The sequence below is a fragment of the Ferribacterium limneticum genome, from assembly GCF_020510565.1.
GTDB classification, from domain to species: Bacteria; Pseudomonadota; Gammaproteobacteria; order Burkholderiales; family Rhodocyclaceae; genus Azonexus; species Azonexus limneticus_B.
Genome location: NZ_CP075189.1, coordinates 1,921,447 through 1,946,920, shown reverse-complemented (window position 1 = coordinate 1,946,920; position 25,474 = coordinate 1,921,447). Strand labels below are relative to the sequence as shown.

The window sequence follows — 25,474 nt, the reverse complement described above, 5'->3', positions numbered from 1 at the left end:
AGCCCGCCTACCTTTTTTCAATTTCTGCAACAGCGGCATCAACGACTTCGCGCGAAACCAACTCACCATGTTGGACCGCCATGCCCAACGCCATTGTCGCGAGATCACTATTATCTTCCAACGATCCGTCGGCAGAAGCCAGACGTTCCATAATACGGGCAGTTACCCTCTCCACGGTAGGGCCCTCGTTAAGCATCATCGCCGGCACCTGGATGCCAAAGCGTTTTTCCAAACCCAGCGCTAGCTCGACGCCCATCAGCGAATCAAGGCCAAGGTCGTGCAGGGAACGTGCCGGATCGATACGTTCAGCACTGACAGCGAGAACCTGTGCCACTTCCTGCGTGACCAGCAGAGTTACCAAAGCTTGCACTTCTGCCGGCGATTTGCCTTCGATCAATGCACGAAAATCGTCGAGGTTTTCAGCCCCGCCAGCCACATCATCGCCATGATGGCGCAGGCTGGTGAAACGCGGTCCTTGTGCCGACGGCAGCAGGCGAGCCAAGGCAGAAAACTGAAAGTCGCCAATCGCCACATTCGGCTGCGGTGCCGCCAGCGCACGACCCAGCATGCGTAGCGCCCCCTTGGCGCTCAACGGCTCGGCGCCGAGTCGGCTAGCCAAACTATCTTTGACCGCCTGATTTCGCGTCAGGTAACCGGCGTCGCCAATAGGCCCCCAACCGATGCAGGTCACGGGCATGCCAAGAGTGCGACGCAACACGGCAAGACCTTCAAGCCAAGCATTCCCGGCCACGTAGCTGGCCTGACCAGGGTTGCCAATGTAGGTCGTCACCGACGAATAGAGCATGAAATGATCAAGCTGCATTGCACTGGTCAACTCGTGAAGGTTCCAGGCTCCCTTGATTTTTGGTTCCAGAACACGGAAGACCCGCTCGGCATCAAGGTTGTTTATCAACGCGTCGTCAATGACCATGGCAGCATGGAAGATGCCCTTGAGCGGCAGCATATCTTCATGGCAAAGCACCTTGGCAAGAGATTCCCGATCAGTAACGTCGCAGGCCAAAACTGTAACTTTGGCACCCAGTTCCTCAATGCTGGCAACGGCCTCTTCAACACCGGGTGTGGCGGCGCCGCGACGACTGAGCAGGACAAGTTGCCCGGCGCCGTTACTGGCTAGCCATCGGGCTGTTTCCAAACCGAAACCGGAAATGCCACCAGTGACCAAATACGCGCTCTTTCTGTCAAAGCGGATTTCCTGCCGTTGCGGCACCTGCGAACGTGGCGTGATGACGGCGCCATCGAAGCTGACCACGACCTTGCCGATCTGTCGCGCCTGCTGCATGTAGCGGAAGGCATCAACCACCTGCTCTGCCCGAAATGCGCGGACAGGCAACGGCGTCAGCACACCGCTACGGAATAGCGCCATGACTTCACGGAATATGCGGCCAGCCAGATCTGGCCGGGCGATCAGTAACTGGTCGGCATCAATGCCGAAATAGCTAATATTGTCCTTGAACGGACGCAGACCAATCGGCGTATTTTCAAAGAAATCGCGCTTGCCGAGTTCGAGGAAGCGGCCGAAGGGGCGCAGCACCTGCAGGTTGCGGCGTATCGCTTCACCGGCCAGCGAATTGAGCACGACATCGACGCCTTCGCCTGCGGTGGCGGTGAGTATCTGGTCGGCATAGGCCAGGCTACGCGAATCGAAGACGTGGTCGGCGCCAAGTAGCGCGACAAATTCGCGCTTTTCGTCGCTGCCGGCCGTGGCGAAGACCTCAGCACCAAGGTGGCGGGCCAGTTGAACGGCGGCTATGCCGACCCCGCCGGCCGCGCCGTGGATCAGTATCCGCTCGCCCGGTTGCAGGTTGGCAAGCTGCTTCAGGGCGTAATAGACGGTGAAGAAGACAGTCGGCACGGTCGCAGCCGCCTCGAAGGACCAGGCTTCCGGCTTCGGCGCGAGCGCGTTGGCGCGGGTCACGACATGGCTGGCAAAACAGGCCGCACCGAAGCCCATGACCGCATCGCCAGGCGCATATTCGTCGACCCGATGGCCGACACGGCTGACCACGCCAGAAAACTCCAGTCCCAGACTGGCGCCGGCAAAGCCGTGTTCGACCGCCTCATCGGGCAGCAGGCCCATGACATACATGACGTCGCGGAAATTCAGACCGGTAGCGACCGGGCGGACTTCGATCTCGTCCGCCGCCAGTTCGCGCTCTGGCTGCTCCAGCCACAACAGATTGCGCAGTTGCCCCGGCACGCGGAAATCGAGGCGATAGCGCTTGCCGCCCTGCCCTTGCCCGGCCGTAACCTGGAGCACGGTCCGCTGCATGCGCAGGACATGGCGAGCGGCAGCGTCCAGGACAACCTCGCTCTCGCCATCTGGATAAAGCAGTTCATCGACCAGCAGTTCAGCCAAAGCCGATGCCGAGCCCGGCTTCGGCAGGTCGATCAATTCGCAGGCCAAGCCAGGATATTCGTTCATCACCACGCGGCCGAAACCCCACAATGCGGCATGGGCCGGGTTGCAGGATTTGGCCTCGACGATGCCATCGACTGGCGCACCACCCCGGGTAATAAAGCCGAGTCTCGGCATCTGCGCCCCGGCGCTCAAGCCCTGAACGAGGTTCAGGGCATCGACCAGCAGCGTCATGTCGTCCGGCCCATAATCGCCGGCAATGAGCAGTACATGGTCGATGGAGCCGTCCAACTCCTTTTGCAGACGGCCCAGCAAGGCCACCGCCGATTCCCGGCAGCGCAGTTCTGCGCCGTATTCGATACCCACGGCAACCTGGCCGCGCGGCACCATGATCTGCTGCAGGGACAGGGCGATCCCGGCGGCCACTGCATCACCGGCCAGCAGCAGCCAGCGAGCGGCTTCCGGCAAGCTTTCGGCCTGCGCCGCTTCGCCACATTTGGCTAGCAACAGGTAAGCACCCACCTGACTACTCTCGCCGGCCGGTTCGCGGCAAATTTCGATGTCGTCGAAACCCAATGCAGCCAGTTCGGCTTGCCAGGTCTGCGGCGCCGCCAGTTGCTTGCCGCCCCAGACCAGATCGGTCGCTAGGTCGGCGTAGCGCTCGGCCAGCACCAGCAGACCGCCGCTAGCCAGACTGGCCCGGCCCCAAGCCAGCATGGTGCGGGGATCGGCCATCCCGTTCAGGGCATGGCGGAAAATCACGACATCGTAGCGGGCCGGCAGGCTGGTCTTGGCCTTGAGTATCGGCGGCCATGTTTCCAGCTCGGCAACGGTGATCCACTCATCGTCCTGATACTCGTGACGCAGATGGTCACAGGCTTCAGGATCACCATGGGCAAGCACATAGTCGACCGCCGTAGTGGCGATGCGTTGGCTGAGTTGCCGTGGGACTTCGCTGAGACCAGCGGAAATTTCGAGAATGCGCAGGCGGCGGTTCGCCGGCAGGTGCCTGGCCAGCGCTTCGAGCAGTTGCTCTACGGCGAAACGGTTACCGCGATAACTGATCGAGTCATCGAACAGGGTTTCCAGTTGATGGCTACGCCGCATATCAGCCGCCATCCTGACGGGGTCGAGTTGGCCAGCCAACAGCGCGATCAGCGCTCTGCCCATGCGCCCGACCAGGACCAGTTCGGGCATCCCATCAGGATATTCAGCGAGCAGGGTCCGCCAGATTTCGGCCGCCGATGGCATGTCGCTGTCAGCCAGCTGCCAGCCATTTGCGCCTCGGGCAAGCCAGGCCTGCTCGACCAGCAGATCCCGCACCCAGTGCAGCAAGTGGCGATAGTCGTCGTTGGCAGTGGCGCCGTCGTCAAGCCAGCCTTGCGCGGTTTCCGGCTGGGCGACCAGCATCGCCTGCATGGCGTCATAGGCGAAGGCACAGACCAGAGCGTCGAATAACGGCTGAGCCTCGTCGAAATAGGCAATGCGCTTAAGTTCGCCTTCCTCGTTGATGAACCATTCCTTGATCTGCTGCGCCAGCACACGCACGGCCGGCAAATCGCTGCGGCTACTGGCCTGCGTCCCGGGCTGGATGACCGGCACGATTTCCCAGCAGGCCGGATCGGTTTGCCGTTCTTGACGCAGCGAGGCGGCCCGGAAACGGCAGCCGGTCAAAATGGCCACTGTTTCGCCGTCGACCGTGAGCAGTTCGAATTCGGCGAGAACCGATCGCAGGCTGCGGCGCAGGATGCGAGTGCGAAAGCGGGCAATCGGCGCCTGGCGCAGCAGGCGCAAGCGGCCGATCTTGACTGGCAGCAACGGCAGGCCGACGCCGGCTTCGATTTCGCTGCGGAAAAAATCGAGCAACGACTGGAAGCAAACGTCGACGATGGCAGGGTGAAGCAGCCACGCCTCGGCATCCAGGCCGAGATCGACGCGCGAGGCGAAGCGACCTTCGAGCGTATCGCCAGCCACATGGGCTTTGGCCATGCCTTGGAAAACCGGGCCGTAGTCGAGACCGAGCGCATGCGCCAGGCAGTAATGGGTCTCGTGATCGAGCGTTTCGCCGGTTTCGGCCGGCGACGTGGCGCTCTCGACATAGCCGCTGACGGCGCCAAGCAGGCGGCCGGAAGCGTTGAGCACCCACTCGTCGTCACTCAGGCGCTGACGGCTACGAATCTGGAAACCGCCGTCGCGTGGATTGAAGTCGAGACGGATGCTGCGGCCATGTTCCCCGTCGAAGACCACCGGCGCAACGATGTCGAGCTCTTCGAGTTCCTGCGTCTCACCACCGAACGATTCACGGGCGGCAGCCAGCGCCATCTCGATATAGGCAGCGCCGGGCAGTACGACCGCCCCGCCGACACAGTGGTCGGCCAGCCACGGTTGTGTCCGCGGATCGAGGATGTTCTCCCAGCCCGCGACGGCATCCTTGAGCGGCCAACCAAGCAAGGGATGGATGCGCTGACGTTCGATCAGGCGATAGCCTTCACTGGTTGCCGGCAGCCAGTGGCGCTCGCGCTGCCAAGGGTAGGACGGCAGGTCGACGAAGCGACCGACGGCTGGGAAATACCCCTTCAAGGTATCGCGCACGGCCAGAAGATGCAGGCGTAGCACCAGTTCCTGAAGGCAGTCGATACCGTCGTCGTTTTTGCGCAGTGAGGACAGTATTCGGCCCTTGGCCTCGCCAGCCACCAGACATTCCTTCAGGTACCGCTGGAGGATGGCGTGCGGCGAGATTTCGACAAAGGTCCGGCAACCGAGTCCGATCAGCCGGTCGATCGCCGGCGCGAACAGCACCGGCTGGCGGACGTTATCCCACCAGTAGCCGGCATCGAGCGAGCCGTCAAAAACCTCGCCGGTGACCGTGGACACGAAGGTTGCGGTACGCGGATGGTGCGGCGCAAAGCCAGCCAGCGACAGGGCCAGCGATTCCTCGACCGGATCCATGCAACGGCTGTGGAAGGCGTAGTCGAGATCGAGCAGGCGGAAGACGATACCGCGCACCTTGGCGATGGCGGCCAGGGCTTCGAGTTGCTCCAGCGGCCCGGACAGGGTCAGGTTGCCGGGACTGTTGATGCCGGCGATTTCCAGATCCGGCCATAGCCCTTCGGCAAGCAGGATGCGCATATCAGCTTCCGGCATGCTGACGGCGGCCATACGGCCGGCACCGCGGGTCAGGCCCTGAGCGGCACTGCGGCTACATATGATGCTCACCGCTTCATCCAGCGTCAGTGCGCCAGCTGCCCAGGCGGCGGCGACTTCGCCGACGCTGTGGCCGGCCACAGCGTCGGGGACGATGCCCTGCTCGCGCAACGCTACGGTCAACGCTACCTGAAGGACGAAAAGCAGCGGCTGCGCGACGGTGGTGTCAGCCATGCGCGATACAGCGGTATCAGCCTGCAATTCGGCAATAACCGAGAACCCCGCCTGCCCCGCGATGCGCTGGTCAAGGTCTTCGATGACGCTACGGAAAGCATCTGATTCGGCGAGCAGCAACTGCCCCATACCGACCCACTGGGCGCCGTTGCCGGCGTAGATGAAGGCCAGCTTGCCGGCGTCAAGCGGTGCTTCGTCGACGATCAGGCCGGCCGGCTGATCACCGGCGGCAAAGCGCTGCAATTGCTCGCTTAGCGCGCCCGGGGAATCAGGGGCAAGGATCAGGCGCTTGTCGAGGCGTTCGCGGCGATAGGCGGCGGCATAAGCCAGATCGTAGTAATCGGGAGCCGCCGACGCCACCAGCAATTCGGCATAGCGCCCGGCCAGTTCGCGCAAGGCCGTCTCGCTGCGCGCCGAAAGGAGCAGTGGCGGCAGGGTGGCACCGGCAGCAAGGCTGTTGGCTACGGTCGACGCCGGAAATTCCTGCAAAAGCACATGGGCGTTGGCGCCACCGAAACCGAAGGAATTGACGCCAACGATGCGGGGCCGCTCAGCGCCGTCGGTCAACGGCAGGAACTCGGAAACCGGCAGCAGGTTCCAGTTGGCGAAATCGATTTTCGGGTTCGGCGTACCGAGATGTATCGACGGCGGCACTGCCCGGTACTTGAGGACGAGCAATGCCTTGACCAGACCGGCCATGCCGGAAGCCGGTTCGAGGTGCCCCAGGTTGGTCTTGACTGAGCCAATCGGCAAGGGACGCGACGCCGGACGCGCCTGGCCGTAAACAGCGCCGATAGCGGCCGTCTCGATCGGATCGCCAATCGCAGTGCCGGTGCCGTGCGCTTCAAGGTAATCGACATCCTCGGCGGCAATACCGGCGCGGGCCAGCACCGAACGCATCAACTCAATTTGCCCCTCGCCGCTCGGGATGGTCAGGCCGGTCTTACGCCCGCCGTCGGCATTGGCTCCGGAAGCGAGGATCACCGCATGGATGCGGTCACCATCGGCCTGCGCCTTGGCCAGCGGCTTGAGCAACATGACCGCCCCCCCCTCGGCCCGAACATAACCATCGCCCGCAGCATCGAAAGTGCGGCAGCGCCCCCCCGCCGACAGCATAGAGGCCTTGGAAAAGCCGATGAAGGGGTACGGGTGGGTCAGCATGTTTACGCCGCCGACCATGGCCATCGACGCATCGCCGGTACGCAAGGCGTTGCATGCCTGGTGCAGCGCGACCAACGATGACGAGCAGGCGGTGTCGATGGCCATCGACGGGCCGTGCAGGTCGAACACATAGGACAGGCGATTGGCGGCAATACTCAGCGTGTTGCCGGTCATTGTGTGGGCAGACATACTGGACAGGTCGTCGAGCCCACGAATGCCATAGTCCAGGCCGGATATACCAACATAGACGGCGCAGTCGCTACCAGCCAGACGCGATGGCGGCAAGCCACCGTTTTCCATCGCCTCCCAGGCCAGTTCAAGCAACAGGCGCTGCTGCGGGTCCAGCCATGCCGCTTCACGTGGCGAAATGCCGAAGAAATCGGCGTCGAACTGATCGATACGGGATAGCACCCCAGCCGAGAAAGTCACGCTACGGCCAGCCTCGCTGCGCTTCGGGTGCTGTAGCTCGTCGGTAGCCCAACGCGCCGGATCAACCTGAGTGACTAGATCCGCGCCATTGAGCAGAGCCCGCCAAAAATCCTTCTCGTCTTCCAGATCGCCAGGAAAACGGAAGGCAACACCTACGATTGCAATAGGTTCAACTTCGAAGGAGTTTGCTTTATTTGCCAAAATATATCAAAAATGGTACATAAAAAAGCAAAGTACCAAAAAAAATTAAATTTAATAATGAATTTTATCACCCCCCCCTCACGCGACAAATACCACCAAAGCCATAAAATCAAAGCTAATGCCGATTTAACAGGTCACTCAAAAACACAATGATGCGTTCGGCGATTCATAGCTGACGATGAGTAAATATCCGGGATATTCCCCGTGTGGCGCCTCGAAACTGGATTTCGGCCAGTTATTTAGACTCATTCGGCCCTGCTGCCTGCCTTTTCGCACACAGCGGGCGGATTTCGCCCTATGTCGCAATGTCTTCCGTGATAAGCCGCTCCCTGCTCTCCGTGAAGCAGGTCACCGCCCAAATACCTTCATCTGTCGACAGGCCAACAAGCCAGCCGTACGGCAGGTTGAACTCAATGTGCGGCACTGGTTGGCGCTCAGAGCGAATGGAGAACAGTATCTGAATAAAACTGGCTCGCAACAGACAAATCCCCGGACGGCCGGTGTGCCAGTACAGCGTCACAAACAGGCCGTTCATCGAACTGATGAATGCCATCAACCAGCGCACGCAATTAACGCAACGGATGATTGATCGGTATCCGTTCTTCCAGAATTCGGTAGCTGAACATCGTGTGTTGGTTCGTATCCGCCGTTCTCATTTTCTTCAATCTCAAGCTCACAATGCTGATTCGACGGATTCGTCCCCGGTAGCCGTGGCGCCATCGTTTCCACGCTCGCCCTGCCCATCATCCCGCGCTGGAGCTATCGTCCGCTGGAAACCTGAGCCAGCAAAGCCTCGACCCGACTAAACAAGTTCCGGGAAGAGCACGTCGGTAAAACCGAAACGTGCGAAATCGCGCATTCGTGACGGAAACAGCCGGCCGATCAGGTGATCGCACTCGTGCTGGACGACCCGGGCATGGAAGCCGTCGACCGTGCGGTCGACCGGATTCCCGTCCGGGTCAAAGCCCTGGTAGCGGATGCGCGAGTAACGCGGCACCTCGCCACGCAGACCTGGGACGGACAGGCAACCCTCCCAGCCCAGCACCTCATCGTCTCCGAGCGGCGTGATGACCGGGTTGATCAGGATGGTCTGCGGCACCGAGCCGACCTCCGGGTAGCGCTCGCTCTTGTCGAAGCCGAAAATCACCAGTTGCAGGCCAACGCCGATCTGCGGGGCGGCGAGGCCGACGCCGCCGGCGGCAGCCATGGTGTCGAACATGTCGGCTATCAGGTGCTTGAGTTCGTCCGTCCCGAATTCGCTGACGGGTTCAGCTACCTTGAACAACAGCGGTTCGCCCATGCGCAGTATTTGTCTGACAGCCATCGTGATTTGTTCCTGAAAGTCGCTTCAGCCAATGACACCACAGTTTGCCGGCACCGACAAACGCCGCTTATGCCGGCAACTGCATAGATCAAAATATAATAAGCATTTAAGAATTCATTCTTTTTGATTGTTAGGCAACTCCCTAAACTAGCCACATTGATCTTCTCTTGCGGAGTTTCCCCATGTTCAAATTTGGCCTGTTTTTCGGGTTGACCGTAGCAATCGGCCTGGGCAGCGCTTTTGGCCAGACCACCCTGCTCAACGTCTCCTATGACCCGACACGCGAGCTGTACAAGGACTTCAACGCCGCCTTCAACAAGCACTGGCAGGAAAAGACCGGTCAGTCCGTGCAGGTCCGCCAGTCGCACGGCGGTTCCGGCAAGCAGGCCCGCTCGGTGGCTGATGGCCTCGAAGCCGATGTCGTGACGCTGGCCCTCGGTTACGACATCGATGCCCTGGCCGAACGCAAGCTGATTCCGGCCGACTGGCAGAAGCGTTTCCCGAACAATTCCTCGCCCTACACCTCGACCATCGTTTTCCTCGTCCGCAAGGGCAACCCGAAGGCGATCAAGGATTGGGGCGATCTGGCCAAGCCGGGTATCGCTGTCATCACGCCGAATCCGAAGACTTCCGGCGGCGCCCGCTGGAACTATCTGGCGGCCTGGGCCTGGGCACTCAAGCAGCCGGGCGGCAATGAGCAGAAGGCCAAGGAACTGGTCACGGCCATTTTCAAGAACGTGCCGGTGCTCGACTCCGGGGCGCGCGGTTCGACCACCACCTTTGTTGAACGCGGCATCGGCGACGTGCTGATCGCCTGGGAAAACGAAGCCATCCTGGCCGTCAATGAACTGGGCAAGGACAAGTTCGAGATCGTCGCCCCCAGCCTGTCCATCCTTGCCGAGCCGCCAGTGGCCGTGGTCGACAAGGTGGTCGAGAAGCGTGGCACTCGGCTGACGGCGCAGGCTTATCTGGATTACCTGTATTCGGAGGAAGGCCAGAATATCGCCGCCCGGCACTACTACCGCCCGAGCAATGCCAAGGTCGCCGCCAAGTACGCGGCGAGCTTCCCGAAGATGAAGCTGGTGACTATCGATGACAGCTTCGGCGGCTGGCAGAAAGCGCAGAAAACTCACTTCGCCGATGGCGGCACCTTCGATCAGATCTATTTGAAAAAATAACATGGCCAACAACTGGAGCGAAAAGGAAATAGAGCTAACCGCCCACTGCTTCAAGGCGGTCGCTCATCCGCTCAGGCTGGCCATCGTCTGCCTGCTGGCGCAAGGCGAACGGACTGTCGGAGACATCTGCAGCGAAATGGGTACGACGCAGCCCAACATCTCGCAGCACCTCACCCAACTCCACAACCAGCACCTGCTCAAATCGCGCAAGGACGCCAACCGCGTTTACTACGCCATCGCCGACCAGCGGCTGAGTGTGATCATCGGCATGTTGCAGGAAATCTACTGCAACTGAGGCCATTGCCTGTTTGTTAGGCAAACGATGTAAAAGGTATCTGCAACAGCGCCTTAGGACATCAACCCCGTACCTGCCCCCAAGCTTATCCACAGGAAATGGGGATAAGCCCGCCCCCCCCCACCCCGACCGCCGGGAACCCGCATGACTCAAGACTTTCCGGCGCACACCGGAAATCGAGGTCAGGCCTCGCGTCGCATCACGCCATTTCGCCCTACGCAACAGAGATTGTCTACCCCGCTGCCTTTCACGATATCGAGTGCATAGCCTATCCCGGCACGCATACGGCTGCGCCGGGTAAAGCGCCAAACATTAAATTTGCCCAACACAGCGGCCGCTACGCTGTTACAATGCGCCCCGCTTGAACGTGATCACCAGTCGCGTTATCGGAATTCTGGATTTATTCAGAGCCCCAAGCGCATAGCAATTGACGGTATTTCTGGCGGCATCAACAAGATCGAACCAGAAAGAAACCAGGTAACCACGGCCTGTGCAGCGGTTACTTTGCCCCCGTCAGAGCACCAGGTTGCCCATGTGGCTCAGTGGTAGAGCACTCCCTTGGTAAGGGAGAGGTCGGCAGTTCGATCCTGCCCATGGGCACCACCCCGCTTGCCCTCGCCGCCCGGCGAACTTACTGCTTTGTAGTGGGTGAGCCAAACTGCTTGAGCGCTGAGAGAAACTCGCTGAAGTTTGCTTCGCGAACCGTGATGTTGCTCAAGGTATCGCGCAAATTGAATACCGACAGGTCGATCTCGCCAGCCTGCGCACTCCCCTTGCTGGCAACTTTGCTGCCAGTTTGTGATGGAGTTGCCTTGATGCTGGAGAGGGACATTTTCCTGCCTTTCTGAGTCGATGGATTCATTCTGCCTTGCGCGCCCTGCAGCGTCTGTGAACAAATTCACAGTGCATTACCAGCCAGAAAAATTTATTGCCTTCGCGCGCAAAACCCTTACGCGACAGGGGCTTTTGGCCGATCCGGCCGGCCACGGCATGACATTTCAAATTCGGGCGAAATTTCCGGTTGACCGTAGCAACAGCCCGAAAGGGGGCTGCCCCTCAAGTTCAGTGTGACTACATTCAGTCGGCCAGTTCGATCTGCCCGCTGACGTTGGTCGTCACCAGGCTCTCGCCAGCCTCCAGCGGCGCAGGTGCTGCTTCTGCCGCCATCATCACACCGCGGGCGGCGCGCATCATGGGCATTGGCCTGCCACCCCCCTGCTGGACGCTGAGCTGCTTGATCTTCCAGTTCTTGCCAAGTTGCCCGGCAATGACTGCGGCACGACTCTGGAAGGCCTGAATGGCCTCGCGCGTCGCTTCGTCCTCGACCTTGCGCCGGGTTTCCGGTGAGGGCTGCAGGCTGACGTCGCCGACGGCCAGGCGCATTTGCTGCAGCTTGCCGAGCAGTTCGGAAACGCTGCCTTGATCCTTGGATTCGAGCACCAGTTCGCTGCGCATGCGCCAGCCATCGATTTTCTGGCCCTGGCTGTAAACGGGATAGGTGGACTGCTGGCCGCTCTTGACCGAGATACCGGACTTGGTGCGAATGAGCTTGAGCGCTTCGGCGATGTCGGCATTGACGCGTTGTGCCAGTTCGGCCGGGCTCTTGCCGCTCGCTTCGCTGTAGACGCTGGCGCGCACCATGTCGTTGGCGGCTGGGCGGCTGGCCTCGGCGGCGAGATCGACGAGGGTGCCGGCGCGGGCCGTGGCGGCGAGAAAAACGCCGGCGAGCAGGGTTGCCAGGCGCCGGTTCATTTCGGGTTGCCGTCGCGCAAGCGGCCGTAAATGACCAGCAGGACGATGGCGACAACGACAGAGGCGACAAAACCGGCGCCTTCGCCGGCCCGATACCAGCCCATGGCCTGCCCGAGCACACCGGCCAGGAAAGAGCCGCCGATGCCGAGCAGGATGGTGGCGATAAAGCCCATGTTGTCCTTGCCGGGGTGCAGAAACTTGGCGATGACGCCGACGACGAGGCCGACCAGGATGGTCCACACGATTCCCATTTTTCGAAATCCTTTCAGTTCACTCAAGATGCCAGACGGCAATGACGGATTGCCATTCGAATATTAACGCGTGACGATAATGACGGTTGGCACGGATCGGTAAAGAATTGTGCCGTGATCGTTTATGGCAAGACCTGGCGCTCGGCCAGCGTATCCATCAAGACCCTGACCCGGTGGGGGACATGGCGATTACTGGGGAGCATGGCGTAGATGCCGAGTTCGGGCATCGGGAAGGCGGCAAGGATTTCCTCGACCCGGCCGCTGGCCAGATAGCTGTCGGCGATGAAGTCCGGCTGGCAGCTGATGCCCAGCCCCTGCGCCGTGGCTTCGGTCAGCACCTCACCGTTGTTGGCGTTGAGGCGGCTGCGGACATGGAAGCTTTCGAGTTGCCCGTCGACCATGAATTGCCAGAGCTGGCTGCTGCCGGCGTTGGTGTAGCCGAGGCAAACGTGGTTTATCAAATCGGCCGGTTTTTCCGGTCTACCGTGGCGATGGAGATACTCGGGCGCGGCGACGACCAACATGCGGCTTGAACCGATCTTGCGCGCTACGTCGCCGGATTCGAGCCGGCGGGTGATGCGGATCGACAGGTCGATGCCCTCCTCGATCAGGTTCACGCGCCGGTCGCTGTAATCCATGTCGAGCGAGACTTCCGGATAGCGTTGCGAGAAATCGAGCAGGATGGGCGCCAGCCGTTTCATGCCGTAACTGAGCGGCAGGCTAATGCGGATATTGCCGCGCGGCGTCAGGCGCTCCTCGGCGACGCCGGTTTCGGCCGCCTCGACGAGGTTTAGGATGACCCGGCATTTCTCCAGATAGGCCGTGCCGCCCGAGGTCAACGCCAGCCGGCGCGTGCTGCGCGCCATGAGCTTGACGCCGAGATGCGCCTCGAGCGCGGCGATCTGTCGCGTCACCACCGAGCGAGCGACACCCAGTTGCTGCGCCACGGCCGAAAAGCTGCCGAGTTCGGCGACTCGAACGAAGAGATGCATGGCATCGAGGCGATCCATTGTTGCAACTCCAGCAATAGTAATTTGCACATTGTCGGCTATTTCGATCCAAATAACAGGCCTACAGTGCATCCATCGACAGAGGAGTTGCCGCGATGACACAGATTCAACCCACCCTTTTTGTTCCGCACGGCGCGCCGACTTTCGCGCTGCGCCCGGGTGCGGCCGGCGCCGCCTTGTCGGCCATGGCCGGATCGCTGGCCCTGCCGCGCGCCATCGTCATCGTCAGCGCCCACTGGGATACGGCCGTGCCGACCGTCGGTTTCGCCGAACGTCCGGAAACCATCCACGACTTCTGGGGTTTCCCGGATGAACTGTACGAAATCCGCTACCCGGCTACCGGTTGCCGCGAGGCTTCCGAAGAGGTCGTCGCTGCGCTGAAGGCGGCCGGCCTGCCGGTCGCCAGCGATGCCGGCCGCGGCCTAGACCACGGCGCCTGGGTGCCGCTGCGCCTGATGTTCCCCGACGCCGAAGTGCCGGTCATTCCGCTCTCCATCCAGAGCCGCGGCGGCCCGGCCCAAGCCTACAAGCTGGGCCAGGCGCTGGCACCGCTTACGGCCAGGGGCTTTCTCGTCATCGCCTCGGGCAACCTCACCCACAATCTGCGCGACTACCAGATAGCCGCCCGCAGCGGCGGACAGACGCCAGCCTATGTGCGCCAGTTCACCAACTGGCTGGCCGACAATCTGTACGCTCACGACATCGACGCCTTGCTCGACTACCGGCGGCAAGCCCCCGGCGGTGCGCAAGCCCACCCGAGCGATGAACATTTGTTGCCCTTGTATGTCGCACTCGGTGCCGGTGGTGAAAACGCCGAGGCCACGCGCTTCCATGCCGGCATCGACGATTACGTCATCGCCATGGATGCTTATTCATTTTTGCCGAAAAAAGGAGGTTGACCGTGGCAACCCAACACTACACAAGCACCGCCAAGGCTCTGCACTGGCTCATGGCCATCCTGATCTTCGGCCTGCTGGCACTCGGTTTTTACATGCACGACCTGCCGCTGTCGCCGGACAAGCTGAAGCTCTATTCCTGGCACAAGTGGGCTGGCGTCACTGCCTTCCTGCTCGTCGGCTTCCGCCTGCTCTGGCGCGTCACGCATCGCCCACCAGCCCTGCCGGACAGCATGCCGAAGATCATGCAGTTCGCCGCCCACGCCGGCCACCTGGCGCTCTACGGGCTGATGCTGGCCATCCCGCTGTCCGGCTGGCTGATGAGTTCGGCCAAGGGTTTCCAGACCGTTTATTTCGGCGTCCTGCCCATCCCCGACCTGCTTGAGAAAAACAAGGAGCTCGGCGACCTGCTGCAAACCGTCCATATGAGCCTCAACCTGCTCTTCGTCGTCGTCCTCGCCGGCCACATCGGCGCTGCGTTGAAACATCACTTGATCGACAAGGACGACATCCTGACCCGCATCCTGCCCCGCCATTCCAAGGAGAACAGAACATGAAACGCCTCGCCTTCGCCCTTGCCTTCGCAACCTTGATTCCGGCTGCCAACGCCGTCGAATACACCCAGGTGCAAGCCGACAAAAGCGCCATCAACTTCGTCTACAAACAGATGGGCGTTACGGTCGACGGGAAATTCCGGAAGTTTTCCAGCCAGCTCAATTTCGACCCGGCCAAACCGACCGCCGCCAAGGCCAGCTTCGATGTCGACCTGGCCAGCGTCGACACCGGTGCCGCGGAAGGCGACGAGGAAGTCGCCGGCAAGCCATGGTTCAACACCAAAGCCTTCCCGACGGCCAAATTCGTTTCCGGCAACGTCAAGGCGCTCGGCGGCAACAAATATGAGGTTGCCGGGCAACTGACCATCAAGGGCAAGACGCAGGATGTCGTCGTCCCCGCCACCTTCACGGCACAAGGCAACAGCGGCGTCTTCGATGGCGCCTTCACCATCCGCCGCGCCGATTTTTCCATCGGCGAAGGCGCCTGGGCCAAGTTCGACATCGTCGCCAACGACGTCCAGATCAAGTTCCGCATCACCGCTGCAGCGAAATAACCCCCAACCCACCACAGGAGAATCACCATGAAGAAACAACTCGCCATCCTCGCTCTCACCATCGCCGCCGCCACCCCGGCCCTCGCCGCCCCGGAAACCTTTACGCTGGACGGCACGCACAGCTTCCCGCGCTTCTCGTACAGCCACTTCGGCTACACGGTCCAGATGAGCCGCTTCGACAAGACCACCGGCACCATCGTCCTCGACAAGGCCGCCAAGACCGCAGTCGTCGACATCGTCATCGATACCAAGTCGGTCAGCACCGGCTCGGCGACTTTCAACGAGCACATCCAGGGCGAGGATTTCCTCGACACCGCCAAGCACCCGACCGCCACTTTCAAGTCGACCAAGGTCGTCTTCGAAGGCGACAAGCCGGCCAGCATCGAAGGCAAGCTGACCCTCAAGGGCATCACCAAGCCGGTCGTCCTCAAGGTAACCGGCTACCAGGCCATGCCGCACCCGATGGTCAAGAAAGACGCCATCGGCGGCAACGCCACCGTCACCGTCAAACGCACCGATTTCAACATGGGCAAGTACGCGCCCTACGTCGGCGACGACGTGACCATCGACATCGCCATCGAAGCCATCAAGCAGTAATCCCGTCAGCAAGCCGTAAAAAAGCCGCCTCGGATCAGGCGGCTTTTTTGCGTTTGAACTGCAGGAAACGAACGACTAGAAAACCTCGTCACCCACACCGGCCAGCGCCGCATCGCCAGCCCTGACCGTTTCGCCGTAGGCCGTGGCCTGCGGCAACATCTGGTCAGCGTAGAACCGCGCCGTAGCGATCTTGGCGCGATAGAAGGCCAGATCGCCTTCGTTCTTGTCGAGATAGCCAGCTGCGGCGAGCGCTGCCTTGCCCATGAACCAGCCGCCGCACACGGTGACGGCCAAATGCAGGTAGGGGACTGCTGCGGTCAACACGCCTGAAAGGCCAGTTTTGGCGTTGGCGGCCAACCATTCGGTGGCTTCCGTCCAGGCCTTCAGCGCCACACCGAGGCGCTGGCCGATTGCTTGCAGTTCCGGCTTGCCGGAGGCACCGAGGGCTTTGGCGGTGGCGTAGACCTCGCCGAAGACGACCTTGGCCGTGGCGCCCTGATCGCGCATCAGTTTGCGGAACAGCAGGTCGTTGGCCTGGATGCCGGTGGTGCCTTCGTAGATCGTCGTGATGCGCGAGTCGCGCCAGTGCTGGGCGGCGCCGGTTTCTTCGATGAAGCCCATGCCGCCGTAGATCTGGATGCCGAGTGAGGTGACGTCGATACCCATTTCGGTACCGCCGCCCTTGACGATGGGGATCATGAATTCGGCGAGCCACAGTTGGCGCTTGCCTTCTTCGGTGTGCCCAGCCGCATGGGCGCGGTCGAGCAGGCCGGAGGTGTAGTAAGTCATGGCGCGGTTGGCTTCGACGCGGCACTTCATGAGCATCAGCATGCGGCGGATATCCGGATGCTTGTCGAGCGTAACCAAGGCCTCGCCGGTCAGCGCATCCCGCCCCTGCTTGCGTTCGCGGGCGAAAGCCAGGGCCTGCTGGTAGGCGCGCTCGCCCAGCGCAATGCCTTGAAGGCCGACGCCGAGGCGGGCTTCGTTCATCATGATGAACATGTATTCGAGTCCGCGATTGGCTTGGCCGAGCAGGTAGCCGACGGCACCGCCATTGTCGCCGTAGGCCATGACGCAGGTTGGGCTGGCGTGGATGCCTAGCTTGTGTTCGATGGAGACACAATGGGCGTCATTACGGGCGCCAAGCGAACCGTCGGCGTTCACGAGGAACTTGGGCACGAGGAACATCGAGATGCCCTTCACCCCAGCCGGTGCGTCGGGCAGGCGTGCGAGCACGAGATGGACGATGTTGTCCGTCATGTCGTGGTCGCCGTAGGTGATGAATATCTTCTGGCCGAAAACCCGGTAACTGCCGTCGGGCTGCGGCTCGGCGCGGCTGCGGATCAGCGCCAGATCAGAGCCGGCTTGCGGCTCGGTCAGGTTCATCGTGCCGGTCCATTCGCCGGTGATCATCTTTTCGAGGTAGATGGCCTTGAGCTCGTCGCTGGCGCAGGTCAGCAGCGCTTCGACGGCGCCGGTGGTGAGCAAGGGGCCGAGCGAGAACGACAGGTTGGCTGAGCAGACCATTTCCTTGACCGCAACGCCGAGTGTATCCGGCAGCCCCTGGCCGCCGAAATCGGCCGGCGATGAAATTCCGTTCCAGCCGGCTTCGCAGAAGGCCTTGTAGGCTTCCTTCCAGCCGGGTGGCGTGGTCACGCCATCGGGCGTGAGCTTGCATCCCTGCTGGTCGCCGATGCGGTTGAGCGGGGCGAGGACTTCGCCGGTGAACTTGGCGGCTTCGTCGAGAATGGCGTCGGCGAGGTCGGGGGTGGCGTCTTCGTAGCCGGCGATCTGGCTCAGTTCCCTGAAGCCGGCCAGTTCGTCCATGACGAAACGCATGTCTTTTACGGGGGCGCGGTAGTCGCTCATTTTGTTGGTCTCCTTTGTTGCAGATTAACGATTGCCCCATCCCCCCTCCTGCTCCCCCCTTGAAGGGGGGAGAGTATTTACACCCTCCCCTTCAAGGGGAGGGCTGGGGTGGGGATGGGTTGCTAAAACTGACTGCTGCACAAGGCCGTCTTCGCGGCGCGGTATTCCTGCTTGAGGCGGGCGATCAGTTCGGCCGTCGGCAGTACGTCGGCGATGGTACCGACGCCCTGGCCGGCGCCCCAGATGTCTTTCCACGCCTTGGCCGCGGTGGAGCCGCCGAAGCTCATCGCCGTCTTGTCCTTGACTGGCAGGTTGGCCGGATCGAGGCCGGCGGCTACGATGCTCTTGCTCAGGTAGTTGCCATGCACGCCGGTGAAGTAAGGCGTGTAGACCACATCCTTGGCATCCGAATCGACGATGGCCTGCTTGTAGGCTTCGGCGGCATGCGCTTCGTCGGTGGCGATGAAGCGTGTGCCGATGTAGGCAAAATCGGCGCCCATGGCCTGTGCAGCGAGAATCGCGCTGCCGTTGGTAATCGAACCTGAGAGGGCGATCGGGCCATCGTAGAACTTGCGAATTTCGCCGACCAGCGCAAACGGGCTCAGCGTGCCGGCATGGCCGCCGGCCCCGGCGCAAACCAGGATCAAGCCATCGACGCCGGCCTCCAGCGCCTTTTCCGCATGGCGGACGCTGATCACGTCGTGGAAGACCTTGCCGCCGTAGGCATGCACGGGCGGCACGATCTGCGTCGGCGCCGACAGGCTGGTGATGATGAGCGGCACCTCGTGCTTGATGCACAGCGCCATGTCGTGTTCCAGGCGCTCGTTCGAGGGGTGAATGATCTGGTTGACGGCGAACGGCGCGGCACTCGGATCGGCCGCCAGTTCAGCCTTGATGCGGGTCAGCCATTCGTCGAGCAACTCCATCGGCCGGGCATTGAGGGCCGGGAAGGAGCCGATCAGGCCGCTCTTGCACTGGGCGATGACGAGATCGGGGTTGGAGACGATGAACATCGGCGCGCAGATGACGGGCAACGCGAGGTTCTTGTTCAGTGATTCCGGGATCGGCATCAAGCACCCTCTTTCAGTGCGCGACGCAGGATCTTGCCGACATTGGTACGCGGCAGGTCGTCACGAAATTCGACATGTTTCGGAATTTTGTAGCCGGTGAGCAGGCCGCGGCAGTGCTCGATCAGCATGCGCTCGGTGACGGCCGGATCCTTGCGGACGACGAAGATCTTGACCGCTTCGCCGGAGTTCTCGTCGACCACGCCGATGGCCGCCACATCGCGCACGCCGGGGTGCATGGCAACGACTTCCTCGACTTCGTTCGGATAAACGTTGAAACCGGAGACGAGGATCATGTCCTTCTTGCGGTCGACCAGGAAAACGAAACCTTTTTTGTCGACGTAGCCCATGTCGCCGGTGCGCAGAAAACGGTCCGGATAAAAGGCGAAATCCGTCTCATCCTGCCGCTGCCAGTAGCCTTTCATGACCTGCGGACCGCGGATGCAGATTTCGCCGATCTGGCCTTGCGGCACCTCGTTGCCGTAGTCGTCGCGAATCGATACCTCGGTAGAGGAAATCGGCAGGCCGATGGAACCGTTGAAATCACCCATGTCGAGTGGATTGATCGTCGCCGCCGGCGAGGTTTCAGTCAGGCCGTAGGCTTGCAGCAACGGGGTACCGACCACTTTCTTCCACTTTTCGGCGACCGGTCCCTGTACCGCCATGCCACCACCCAGGGTAACGCGCATGGTCGAGAAATCCAGCTTGGCGAAATCGTCGTTATTGAGCAGGGCGTTGAACAGCGTGTTGACGCCAGTCACCACCGTCACCGGGTACTTTCCCCATTCCTTGACGAAGCCCGGGATGTCGCGCGGATTGGCGATGAGCAGGTTGCGCGCACCGATCATCAGGAAGGTCAGGCAGTTCGCCGTCAGGGCGAAGATGTGATAGAGCGGCAGCGCGGTGATGATGAATTCCTCGCCCTCACGCACTACCGGCTTGATCCAGCTGTAGGCCTGGGTCACGTTGGAGGCGATGTTGGCGTGGGTCAGCATCGCACCTTTCGAAACCCCCGTTGTGCCACCCGTGTATTGCAGGAAGGCGATGTCGTCCTGGTTCAGCGGCACGGGCTGCCAGCCGTGGCTGCGGCCCGTCGCCAGCGCACTGTTGAAACCGATGGAACCGGGCAGATTCCAGGCCGGCACCAGCTTTTTCACATGACGCACGACGAAATTGACGATGATGCCCTTGAGGCCGAGCATTTCGCCCATTGGTGTGACGATGACGTGCTTGATCGCCGTGTGGGCGACAACCTGATCGAGGGTGTGGGCAAAGTTCTCGACGATGACGATGGCTATCGCCCCGGAATCCTTGAGCTGGTGTTCGAGCTCGCGCGGCGTGTAGAGCGGGTTGCAATTGACCACGACGCAACCGGCGCGCAGGGTGCCGAAGAGCGCCACGGGGTATTGCAGCAGGTTGGGCATCATCAGCGCGACGCGGTCGCCCTTCTTCAGGCCTTTGGCCTGCAGCCAGCCGGCAAAGGCCTTGCTCTCTTCGTCGAGCTGGCGATAGGTCATCGCCTTGTCCATGCTGATGTAGGCGACCTTGTCGGCGAAGGTCGTGCAGGCCTTTTCAAACAGCGCGACGAGCGACGGGATGTGGTCGATGTCGATGTTAGCCGGCACGCCATTCGGATAGCTTTGTAGCCAGATTTTTTCCATGATTGTCTCCTCCTCCGTTGCCTACCTAAGACCCGAGCAGCGCCTTCTTCAACGAGGCGTCCACCGGCTTGTCACCGAGCCAGACCTTGAGCAGCGCTTTTGCGAAACCTGCGCCAGCCACTTTGCCACGCATCTCCCCGTTCAGGCTGACAGCGACGCCGTCGGCGGAGAAATCAATGCCAATGGTATCGCCTTCGCGGGCCTTGCCGATACCCTTCATGATGCCGCTCAACTGGTCGGCCTGCGGTTTCAGCTCGGCCAACTCGGCCGGGCTGTGATTGCTCTTCAGGCCATCGTCGAGGGCCGAGTTCAGCGTTTCGGCGTCGAGGTCGCGCATCATGCGCATGACCATGCGGCGCGGTTGCGGGCTGTCGAAGATTGCTGTCGGCGTTGTCGACTTTTGGCCAACGTAGAGCGCACCGACGTAAACCTTGATGAAAAGCTTGCTGCGCAGGCCGGCGCCGTTGAGCACCAGATCACTGCTGCCAACGCGGATAGTGTCGTCCACCTTCACCCCGGCGACTTCCGCGGCATGCAGCCCGGGAACCGCCAGCAAGGCGGCAATGAGCGCTGCCTTGCGAACGCTTGTCGATGTAATCATTTTTTGTCTCCTCCACCGCTCTTTTGTCGGTAGTAATGTTTGTCGGCAATGTAAACCGTGCGTTCGACGACGGTATGCACGATGCCGTGCTGGTCTTTCAATTCGACCTCATAAGTCCGCTCAAGCTCCGGATTTCTGGCCAGTTCGGCCCGGATTTTGGCCACTTCCTCGTCACTCAACACAAAATCGGCATACAGCGTCGAAAACCCGGGCTTGCGGTAACGAATGCTCGCTGCCTTGTCCCAGACGATATAACCGTCGCCGAGCGCCGCCATGAGCATCATCGGATGCGCCCCGTCGGTGATCGCGAACAGCGAGCCACCGTAGAGCGAACCGACGATATTCTTCGTCTTCCAGTTGAGCGGCAGGGAAACCCGGATGTGGCGCAAATCCTTGGCCACATGGGTCACCCTGCCCCCCGTACCGCGAAAGGCGGGATGGAAGTTGAAGCCGAGGCGCACCATGCGCGCCCGCCAGGTCGGAGAAAGTTTGGCCAGCCAGGCGGGTTTCATGGTTTCAATTTTGGTCTTTTTTTCGGGTTGACCGTGGGAATCAGAAATTCGCAGGAGTTAGCCAGATCCGAGGCGCCCAGCGCGCAACAAGCGAGACATACCTTGAGGTAGGCGAGCTTGTGAGCACTGCGCAACGACGGAGATGGCTTGCTCATGCGGATTTCCTTAAATCCGTTCGATGATGCCGGCGGCGCCCATCCCCGTCCCGATGCACATTGTCACCATGCCGTACTTGCCGCCGGTGCGCTTGAGGCCATGCGCGACGGTGGCGATACGGATGGCGCCAGTGGCGCCAAGCGGATGGCCGAGGGCGATGGCACCACCGAGCGGATTGACCTTGGTCGGATCGATGCCGAGTTCCTGCATGACGGCGATCGACTGCGCGGCGAAGGCTTCGTTGAGTTCGATCCAGTCGAGGTCATCCTGTTTGATACCGACCTGCGCCAGCACCTTTGGAATCGCCGCAACCGGGCCGATACCCATGATTTCCGGCGCCACGCCACCGACGGCGTAGCCGGCAAAGCGGGCCAGCGGCGTCAGGTTGTGTTGGCGCAGGATCTTCTCGGAAACCAGCATCACGGCACCGGCGCCATCGGACATCTGCGACGAATTGCCGGCCGTCACCGAACCACGCGCATGGAAGACCGGCTTCAGCTTGGCCAGCTTGTCGAGCGCCGAATCCGGACGCGGACCTTCGTCGGTATCGACGACGCGCTCGCGGATGCGGATCTCGCCGGAAGCCAGATCAGGCAGGCTTTCGCGAATCGTGTAGGGCGAAATTTCCGCCTTGAAATGGCCGGCGGCAATCGCCGCGCAGGCGCGGCGATGCGATTCGACGGCAAAGGCATCCTGCGCCTCGCGGCCGACCTTCCACTGGTTCGCCACCTTTTCGGCGGTGAGGCCCATGCCGTAGGCGATGCCGAGGTTTTCCTCTTTCGCGAAGATGGCCGGGTTCATCGACATCTTGTTGCCCATCATCTGCGGCATGACGCTCATCGACTCGGTGCCAGCGGCGATCATCACATCAGCCAGGCCGAGGCGGATCTGGTTGGCGGCATCGGCCACCGCCTGCACCCCGGAGGAGCAGAAACGGTTGATCGTGATGCCCGGCACGGTGATCGGCAGCCCGGCCAGCAACAGGCCGATGCGGGCAACGTTCATGCCCTGCTCGGCTTCCGGCATGGCACAGCCGACGATGACGTCGCCGATCAGCGCCGGATCGATGCCCGGCACCTGGGCGACCACCGATTTGATGACATGGGCCAACATGTCATCCGGCCGCACGTTCTTGAACATGCCGTTTTTCTTGGCCACCGGCAGGCGGGTGGCAGCGACGATGTAGGCGTCTTGAATTTGTTTGCTCATAATTTTTTCCTCAGCCCGATTAATTACGCAAAGGCTTGCCGGTTTCCAGCATGTGCTTGATCCGGGCCTGGGTTTCGGGGGTTTTCAGCAGTTCGACGAACAGCCGGCGTTCGACGGTAATCAGCCATTCCTCATCAACCAGGCTGCCCGTTTCAACCTCGCCGCCGCACAGGGCGATGGCGGCGAACTTGGCGACCTTGTAGTCGTGGGCGGAAATCATGCCGCCCTCCTTCATGTTCACCAGCATCATTTCCAGCGTCGCGATGCCGTTCTTGCCGGCCACCGGGATGGCCCGGGCCTTCGGCGGCGGCGCATAGCCAGACTCGGCCATGGCCCGCGCTTCGCGGATCGCCACGAAGAGTAGCTCATTGGCGTTGAACAGGATGGTGTCGGACGCCTTGGCGAAGCCGTAATCGACAGCCTCGACGGCGCTCTTCGCCACCTTGGCCATAGCAATGGTCATGAAGGCGTTTTGCAGGTAATTGAAAACTTCGCCCGGCACGTTCGACTGAGCAGCCCACTCGGCAGCGCGCAGGGCGAATTCCTTGCAGCCGCCACCGGCCGGGATCAGGCCGACACCGGCCTCGACCAGCCCGACATAGCTTTCGAGCGCCATGACGCGTTTGCCGGCATGCATGACGAATTCGCAACCGCCGCCCAGCGCCATGCCCTGCACCGCGGCAACGGTCGGGACTTGCGCGTACTTGAGCGTTTGCGAAGCGCGCTGGAATTTCTCGACGGTCTTTTCGAGCAGATCGAATTGGCCGGCGCCAATGGCTTCCGTCACCTGCGCCAGATTGGCGCCAACCGCGAACGGCGCTTCGTGCCAGATCACCACGCCGTCGAGCGTCGTTTCGGCCTGGCGCACGGCGGCGATGACACCGTCGAGCACCTCGTCGCCGATGGTGTGCATCTTCGACTTGATCGACAGGATACCGATGCCGGCATCGACCGCCGGCATTTTCCACAGGCGCACGCCGTCGTTCTCGTACAGCGTTTCGCCAGATTTTTCGGGCGTCGCAGCGGTCTCCCCGAGCACGCGTTCGGGGAACAGCTGGCGCTGATAAACCGGCAGCGTCGAGCGCGGCACGTAGGCGTTCTTGCTGGCCGAATACGAACCCTGCGCCGTATGCACACCGGTGCGCCCCGCTTCCAGCACCCAGGCCGGCAACGGCGTGGCGCTCATGGTCTTGCCGGCGGCGATATCGACGGCGATGGCTTTGGCAATGTCGCCCCAGCCAGCCGCCTGCCAGGTTTCGAACGGCCCTTGCGCCCAGCCGAAGCCCCAGCGCATGGCGAAATCGAGATCGCGGGCATTGTCGGCGACGTTTTCGAGTTGCACGGCGGCGTAATGGAAGATGTCGCGGAAGATGGCCCAGAGGAATTCGGCCTGCGGATGCGCCGAAGCACGCAAGGCGGCGAACTTTTCGGCCGGATTCTTGATCTTGAGGATGGCAGCGACCTCCTCGGCCACTTCGCCCTCAGACTTGCGGTAATCCTGCGCCTTCAGGTCTAGCACCTGGATTTCCTTGCCCTGCTTGCGGAAAATGCCGCAGCGCGTCTTCTGGCCGAGCGCGCCCTGCGCAATCAGCGCCTGCAGCCAGGCCGGGTTGGTGAAATAGGCGTGCCACGGGTCGTTGGGCAGCGTGTCCTGCATGGTCTTGACGACGTGAGCCAGGGTATCGAGGCCGACGACATCGGCGGTGCGATAGGTGGCGCTCTTCGGACGACCGATCTTCGGGCCGGTCAGCGCATCGACTTCATCGAAGCCAAGACCGAAAGCCTGCGTGTGATGCATGACAGCAAGAATCGACATGACGCCAATGCGGTTAGCGACGAAGTTCGGCGTATCGAGGGCGCGGATGACGCCCTTGCCGAGGCGGGAGGTCAGCCAGGTTTCGAGTGCGTCGAGCGTGCCGGCATCGGTGCTCTGCGTGCCGATGATCTCGACCAGATGCATGTAGCGCGGCGGGTTGAAAAAATGGATGCCGCAGAAGCGCGGACGGACTGCCGCGGGCAAACCCTGCGCCAGCGCATTCATCGACAGGCCGGAGGTGTTGGAAGCGATGATCGCGTTCGGCGCGAGGTGCGGCGCGATTTTGGCGTAGAGGTCGTTTTTCCAGTCCATGCGCTCGGCGATGGCCTCGATGACGAGGTCGCACTCAGAGAGCAGCGGCAGATGCTCGTCGTAGTTGGCGGCATCGATGAACTTCAGCTTGCCCTTGCTGGCCAGCGGCGCCGGGTCCAATTTCTTGAGGCCGTCGAGAGCCTTCTTGACGATACCGTTCTTGTCGCCCTCCTTCGCAGCCAGGTCGAACAACACGACCGGCACATTGGCGTTGGCCAGGTGCGCCGCAATCTGCGCCCCCATCACGCCAGCGCCCAGCACGGCCGCTTTCTTCACGATCAACTTGTTCAATTGCATCTCCTTTTAAGTCTCTT

General features: G+C 61.5%; 20 protein-coding genes and 1 tRNA gene. 7 read left to right on the top strand and 14 right to left on the bottom strand.

From position 1 onward, the window contains the following. Positions 1–7 precede the first annotated feature (7 nt). From KI610_RS09390 to def, 3 genes are all read right to left on the bottom strand, one after another. Positions 8–7,546 (bottom strand): type I polyketide synthase, encoded by a 7,539-nt coding sequence (locus tag KI610_RS09390; RefSeq protein ID WP_226498381.1) that lies wholly within the window; start codon positions 7,544–7,546, stop codon positions 8–10. Between the two features lie 295 nt (positions 7,547–7,841). Then, the gene (locus KI610_RS09385) at positions 7,842–8,099 is read right to left on the bottom strand and encodes a transposase (RefSeq protein ID WP_226498380.1); all 258 of its coding nucleotides are present in this window, start codon (positions 8,097–8,099) and stop codon (positions 7,842–7,844) included. A 249-nt stretch (positions 8,100–8,348) separates the two neighbouring features. Further along, positions 8,349–8,870: a peptide deformylase gene (def, locus tag KI610_RS09380; RefSeq protein ID WP_226498379.1), complete on the bottom strand. Its 522-nt coding sequence runs from the start codon at positions 8,868–8,870 to the stop codon at positions 8,349–8,351. Between the two features lie 182 nt (positions 8,871–9,052). On the opposite strand from def, the gene KI610_RS09375 reads away from it, so the two are divergent. The 3 genes from KI610_RS09375 (at position 9,053) to KI610_RS09365 (ending at position 10,946) form a co-directional block, all read left to right on the top strand. Further along, complete coding sequence (locus KI610_RS09375; protein WP_226498378.1) at positions 9,053–10,048, top strand: sulfate ABC transporter substrate-binding protein; 996 nt, start codon at positions 9,053–9,055, stop codon at positions 10,046–10,048. A 1-nt stretch (position 10,049) separates the two neighbouring features. After that, positions 10,050–10,343: an ArsR/SmtB family transcription factor gene (locus KI610_RS09370; protein ID WP_226498377.1), complete on the top strand. Its 294-nt coding sequence runs from the start codon at positions 10,050–10,052 to the stop codon at positions 10,341–10,343. A 528-nt stretch (positions 10,344–10,871) separates the two neighbouring features. After that, positions 10,872–10,946, top strand: a tRNA-Thr gene (locus KI610_RS09365). 28 nt (positions 10,947–10,974) lie between these two features. Here KI610_RS09365 and KI610_RS09360 read toward each other — a convergent pair. From KI610_RS09360 to KI610_RS09345, 4 genes are all read right to left on the bottom strand, one after another. Beyond that, positions 10,975–11,175, bottom strand: a complete 201-nt coding sequence (locus KI610_RS09360; protein ID WP_226498376.1) for a hypothetical protein — start codon at positions 11,173–11,175, stop codon at positions 10,975–10,977. Between the two features lie 245 nt (positions 11,176–11,420). Then, complete coding sequence (locus KI610_RS09355; protein WP_226498375.1) at positions 11,421–12,095, bottom strand: SIMPL domain-containing protein; 675 nt, start codon at positions 12,093–12,095, stop codon at positions 11,421–11,423. Then, a complete protein-coding gene (locus tag KI610_RS09350) occupies positions 12,092–12,346 on the bottom strand; it encodes a GlsB/YeaQ/YmgE family stress response membrane protein (RefSeq protein ID WP_226498374.1) in 255 nt (84 codons plus the stop codon). Before KI610_RS09350 ends, KI610_RS09355 begins: the two co-directional genes overlap by 4 nt. Before the next feature lie 122 nt (positions 12,347–12,468). Next, a complete protein-coding gene (locus tag KI610_RS09345; RefSeq protein ID WP_226498373.1) occupies positions 12,469–13,356 on the bottom strand; it encodes a LysR family transcriptional regulator in 888 nt (295 codons plus the stop codon). A gap of 95 nt (positions 13,357–13,451) precedes the next feature. Between KI610_RS09345 and KI610_RS09340 the strand changes: the two genes are divergently transcribed. From KI610_RS09340 to KI610_RS09325, 4 genes are read left to right on the top strand one after another with little or no spacing between them, the layout of a single operon-like run. Continuing rightward, positions 13,452–14,255: a DODA-type extradiol aromatic ring-opening family dioxygenase gene (locus tag KI610_RS09340; RefSeq protein WP_226498372.1), complete on the top strand. Its 804-nt coding sequence runs from the start codon at positions 13,452–13,454 to the stop codon at positions 14,253–14,255. A 50-nt stretch (positions 14,256–14,305) separates the two neighbouring features. Continuing rightward, complete coding sequence (locus KI610_RS09335; RefSeq protein WP_404827504.1) at positions 14,306–14,809, top strand: cytochrome b; 504 nt, start codon at positions 14,306–14,308, stop codon at positions 14,807–14,809. After that, positions 14,806–15,360 carry a YceI family protein gene (locus tag KI610_RS09330; protein ID WP_226498370.1) on the top strand — a complete coding sequence of 185 codons (555 nt, stop codon included), beginning with the start codon at positions 14,806–14,808 and terminating at the stop codon, positions 15,358–15,360. The genes KI610_RS09335 and KI610_RS09330 overlap by 4 nt, the downstream gene beginning before the upstream one ends. A gap of 27 nt (positions 15,361–15,387) precedes the next feature. Beyond that, the gene (locus KI610_RS09325) at positions 15,388–15,957 is read left to right on the top strand and encodes a YceI family protein (RefSeq protein ID WP_226498369.1); all 570 of its coding nucleotides are present in this window, start codon (positions 15,388–15,390) and stop codon (positions 15,955–15,957) included. 75 nt (positions 15,958–16,032) lie between these two features. Here KI610_RS09325 and KI610_RS09320 read toward each other — a convergent pair whose 3' ends face one another. From KI610_RS09320 to KI610_RS09290, 7 genes are all read right to left on the bottom strand, one after another. After that, on the bottom strand, positions 16,033–17,826 hold the full coding sequence (locus KI610_RS09320; RefSeq protein ID WP_226498368.1) for an acyl-CoA dehydrogenase C-terminal domain-containing protein: 1,794 nt from the start codon (positions 17,824–17,826) through the stop codon (positions 16,033–16,035). Between the two features lie 122 nt (positions 17,827–17,948). Next, positions 17,949–18,896, bottom strand: a complete 948-nt coding sequence (locus tag KI610_RS09315; protein ID WP_226498367.1) for an NAD(P)H-dependent flavin oxidoreductase — start codon at positions 18,894–18,896, stop codon at positions 17,949–17,951. Beyond that, entirely contained in the window at positions 18,896–20,554 is a 1,659-nt protein-coding gene (locus KI610_RS09310) for a long-chain-fatty-acid--CoA ligase (protein WP_226498366.1), read from the bottom strand. The genes KI610_RS09315 and KI610_RS09310 overlap by 1 nt, the downstream gene beginning before the upstream one ends. Positions 20,555–20,579: 25 nt before the next feature. Then, positions 20,580–21,155, bottom strand: coding sequence for a chalcone isomerase family protein (locus tag KI610_RS09305; RefSeq protein ID WP_226498365.1), 576 nt, complete (start codon positions 21,153–21,155; stop codon positions 20,580–20,582). Further along, positions 21,152–21,667 (bottom strand): DUF4442 domain-containing protein, encoded by a 516-nt coding sequence (locus KI610_RS09300; protein WP_226498364.1) that lies wholly within the window; start codon positions 21,665–21,667, stop codon positions 21,152–21,154. Before KI610_RS09300 ends, KI610_RS09305 begins: the two co-directional genes overlap by 4 nt. A gap of 165 nt (positions 21,668–21,832) precedes the next feature. Next, positions 21,833–23,032, bottom strand: a complete 1,200-nt coding sequence (locus KI610_RS09295) for an acetyl-CoA C-acyltransferase (RefSeq protein ID WP_226498363.1) — start codon at positions 23,030–23,032, stop codon at positions 21,833–21,835. A 19-nt stretch (positions 23,033–23,051) separates the two neighbouring features. After that, positions 23,052–25,451, bottom strand: coding sequence for a 3-hydroxyacyl-CoA dehydrogenase/enoyl-CoA hydratase family protein (locus KI610_RS09290; RefSeq protein WP_226498362.1), 2,400 nt, complete (start codon positions 25,449–25,451; stop codon positions 23,052–23,054). Between the last annotated feature and the right edge of the window lie 23 nt (positions 25,452–25,474).

Excerpts from the sequence above, each read along its gene's own strand:
- KI610_RS09295 (WP_226498363.1), bottom strand. The coding sequence starts at position 23,032 with ATGAGCAAACAAATTCAAGACGCCTACATCGTCGCTGCCACCCGCCTG.
- KI610_RS09300 (WP_226498364.1), bottom strand. The coding sequence starts at position 21,667 with ATGAAACCCGCCTGGCTGGCCAAACTTTCTCCGACCTGGCGGGCGCGC.
- def (WP_226498379.1), bottom strand. The coding sequence starts at position 8,870 with ATGGCTGTCAGACAAATACTGCGCATGGGCGAACCGCTGTTGTTCAAG.
- KI610_RS09350 (WP_226498374.1), bottom strand. The coding sequence starts at position 12,346 with ATGGGAATCGTGTGGACCATCCTGGTCGGCCTCGTCGTCGGCGTCATC.
- KI610_RS09345 (WP_226498373.1), bottom strand. The coding sequence starts at position 13,356 with ATGGATCGCCTCGATGCCATGCATCTCTTCGTTCGAGTCGCCGAACTC.
- KI610_RS09305 (WP_226498365.1), bottom strand. The coding sequence starts at position 21,155 with ATGATTACATCGACAAGCGTTCGCAAGGCAGCGCTCATTGCCGCCTTG.
- KI610_RS09315 (WP_226498367.1), bottom strand. The coding sequence starts at position 18,896 with ATGCCGATCCCGGAATCACTGAACAAGAACCTCGCGTTGCCCGTCATC.
- KI610_RS09385 (WP_226498380.1), bottom strand. The coding sequence starts at position 8,099 with ATGGCATTCATCAGTTCGATGAACGGCCTGTTTGTGACGCTGTACTGG.
- KI610_RS09330 (WP_226498370.1), top strand. The coding sequence starts at position 14,806 with ATGAAACGCCTCGCCTTCGCCCTTGCCTTCGCAACCTTGATTCCGGCT.
- KI610_RS09375 (WP_226498378.1), top strand. The coding sequence starts at position 9,053 with ATGTTCAAATTTGGCCTGTTTTTCGGGTTGACCGTAGCAATCGGCCTG.
- KI610_RS09335 (WP_404827504.1), top strand. The coding sequence starts at position 14,306 with ATGGCCATCCTGATCTTCGGCCTGCTGGCACTCGGTTTTTACATGCAC.
- KI610_RS09355 (WP_226498375.1), bottom strand. The coding sequence starts at position 12,095 with ATGAACCGGCGCCTGGCAACCCTGCTCGCCGGCGTTTTTCTCGCCGCC.
- KI610_RS09360 (WP_226498376.1), bottom strand. The coding sequence starts at position 11,175 with ATGTCCCTCTCCAGCATCAAGGCAACTCCATCACAAACTGGCAGCAAA.
- KI610_RS09325 (WP_226498369.1), top strand. The coding sequence starts at position 15,388 with ATGAAGAAACAACTCGCCATCCTCGCTCTCACCATCGCCGCCGCCACC.
- KI610_RS09340 (WP_226498372.1), top strand. The coding sequence starts at position 13,452 with ATGACACAGATTCAACCCACCCTTTTTGTTCCGCACGGCGCGCCGACT.
- KI610_RS09310 (WP_226498366.1), bottom strand. The coding sequence starts at position 20,554 with ATGGAAAAAATCTGGCTACAAAGCTATCCGAATGGCGTGCCGGCTAAC.
- KI610_RS09320 (WP_226498368.1), bottom strand. The coding sequence starts at position 17,826 with ATGAGCGACTACCGCGCCCCCGTAAAAGACATGCGTTTCGTCATGGAC.
- KI610_RS09370 (WP_226498377.1), top strand. The coding sequence starts at position 10,050 with ATGGCCAACAACTGGAGCGAAAAGGAAATAGAGCTAACCGCCCACTGC.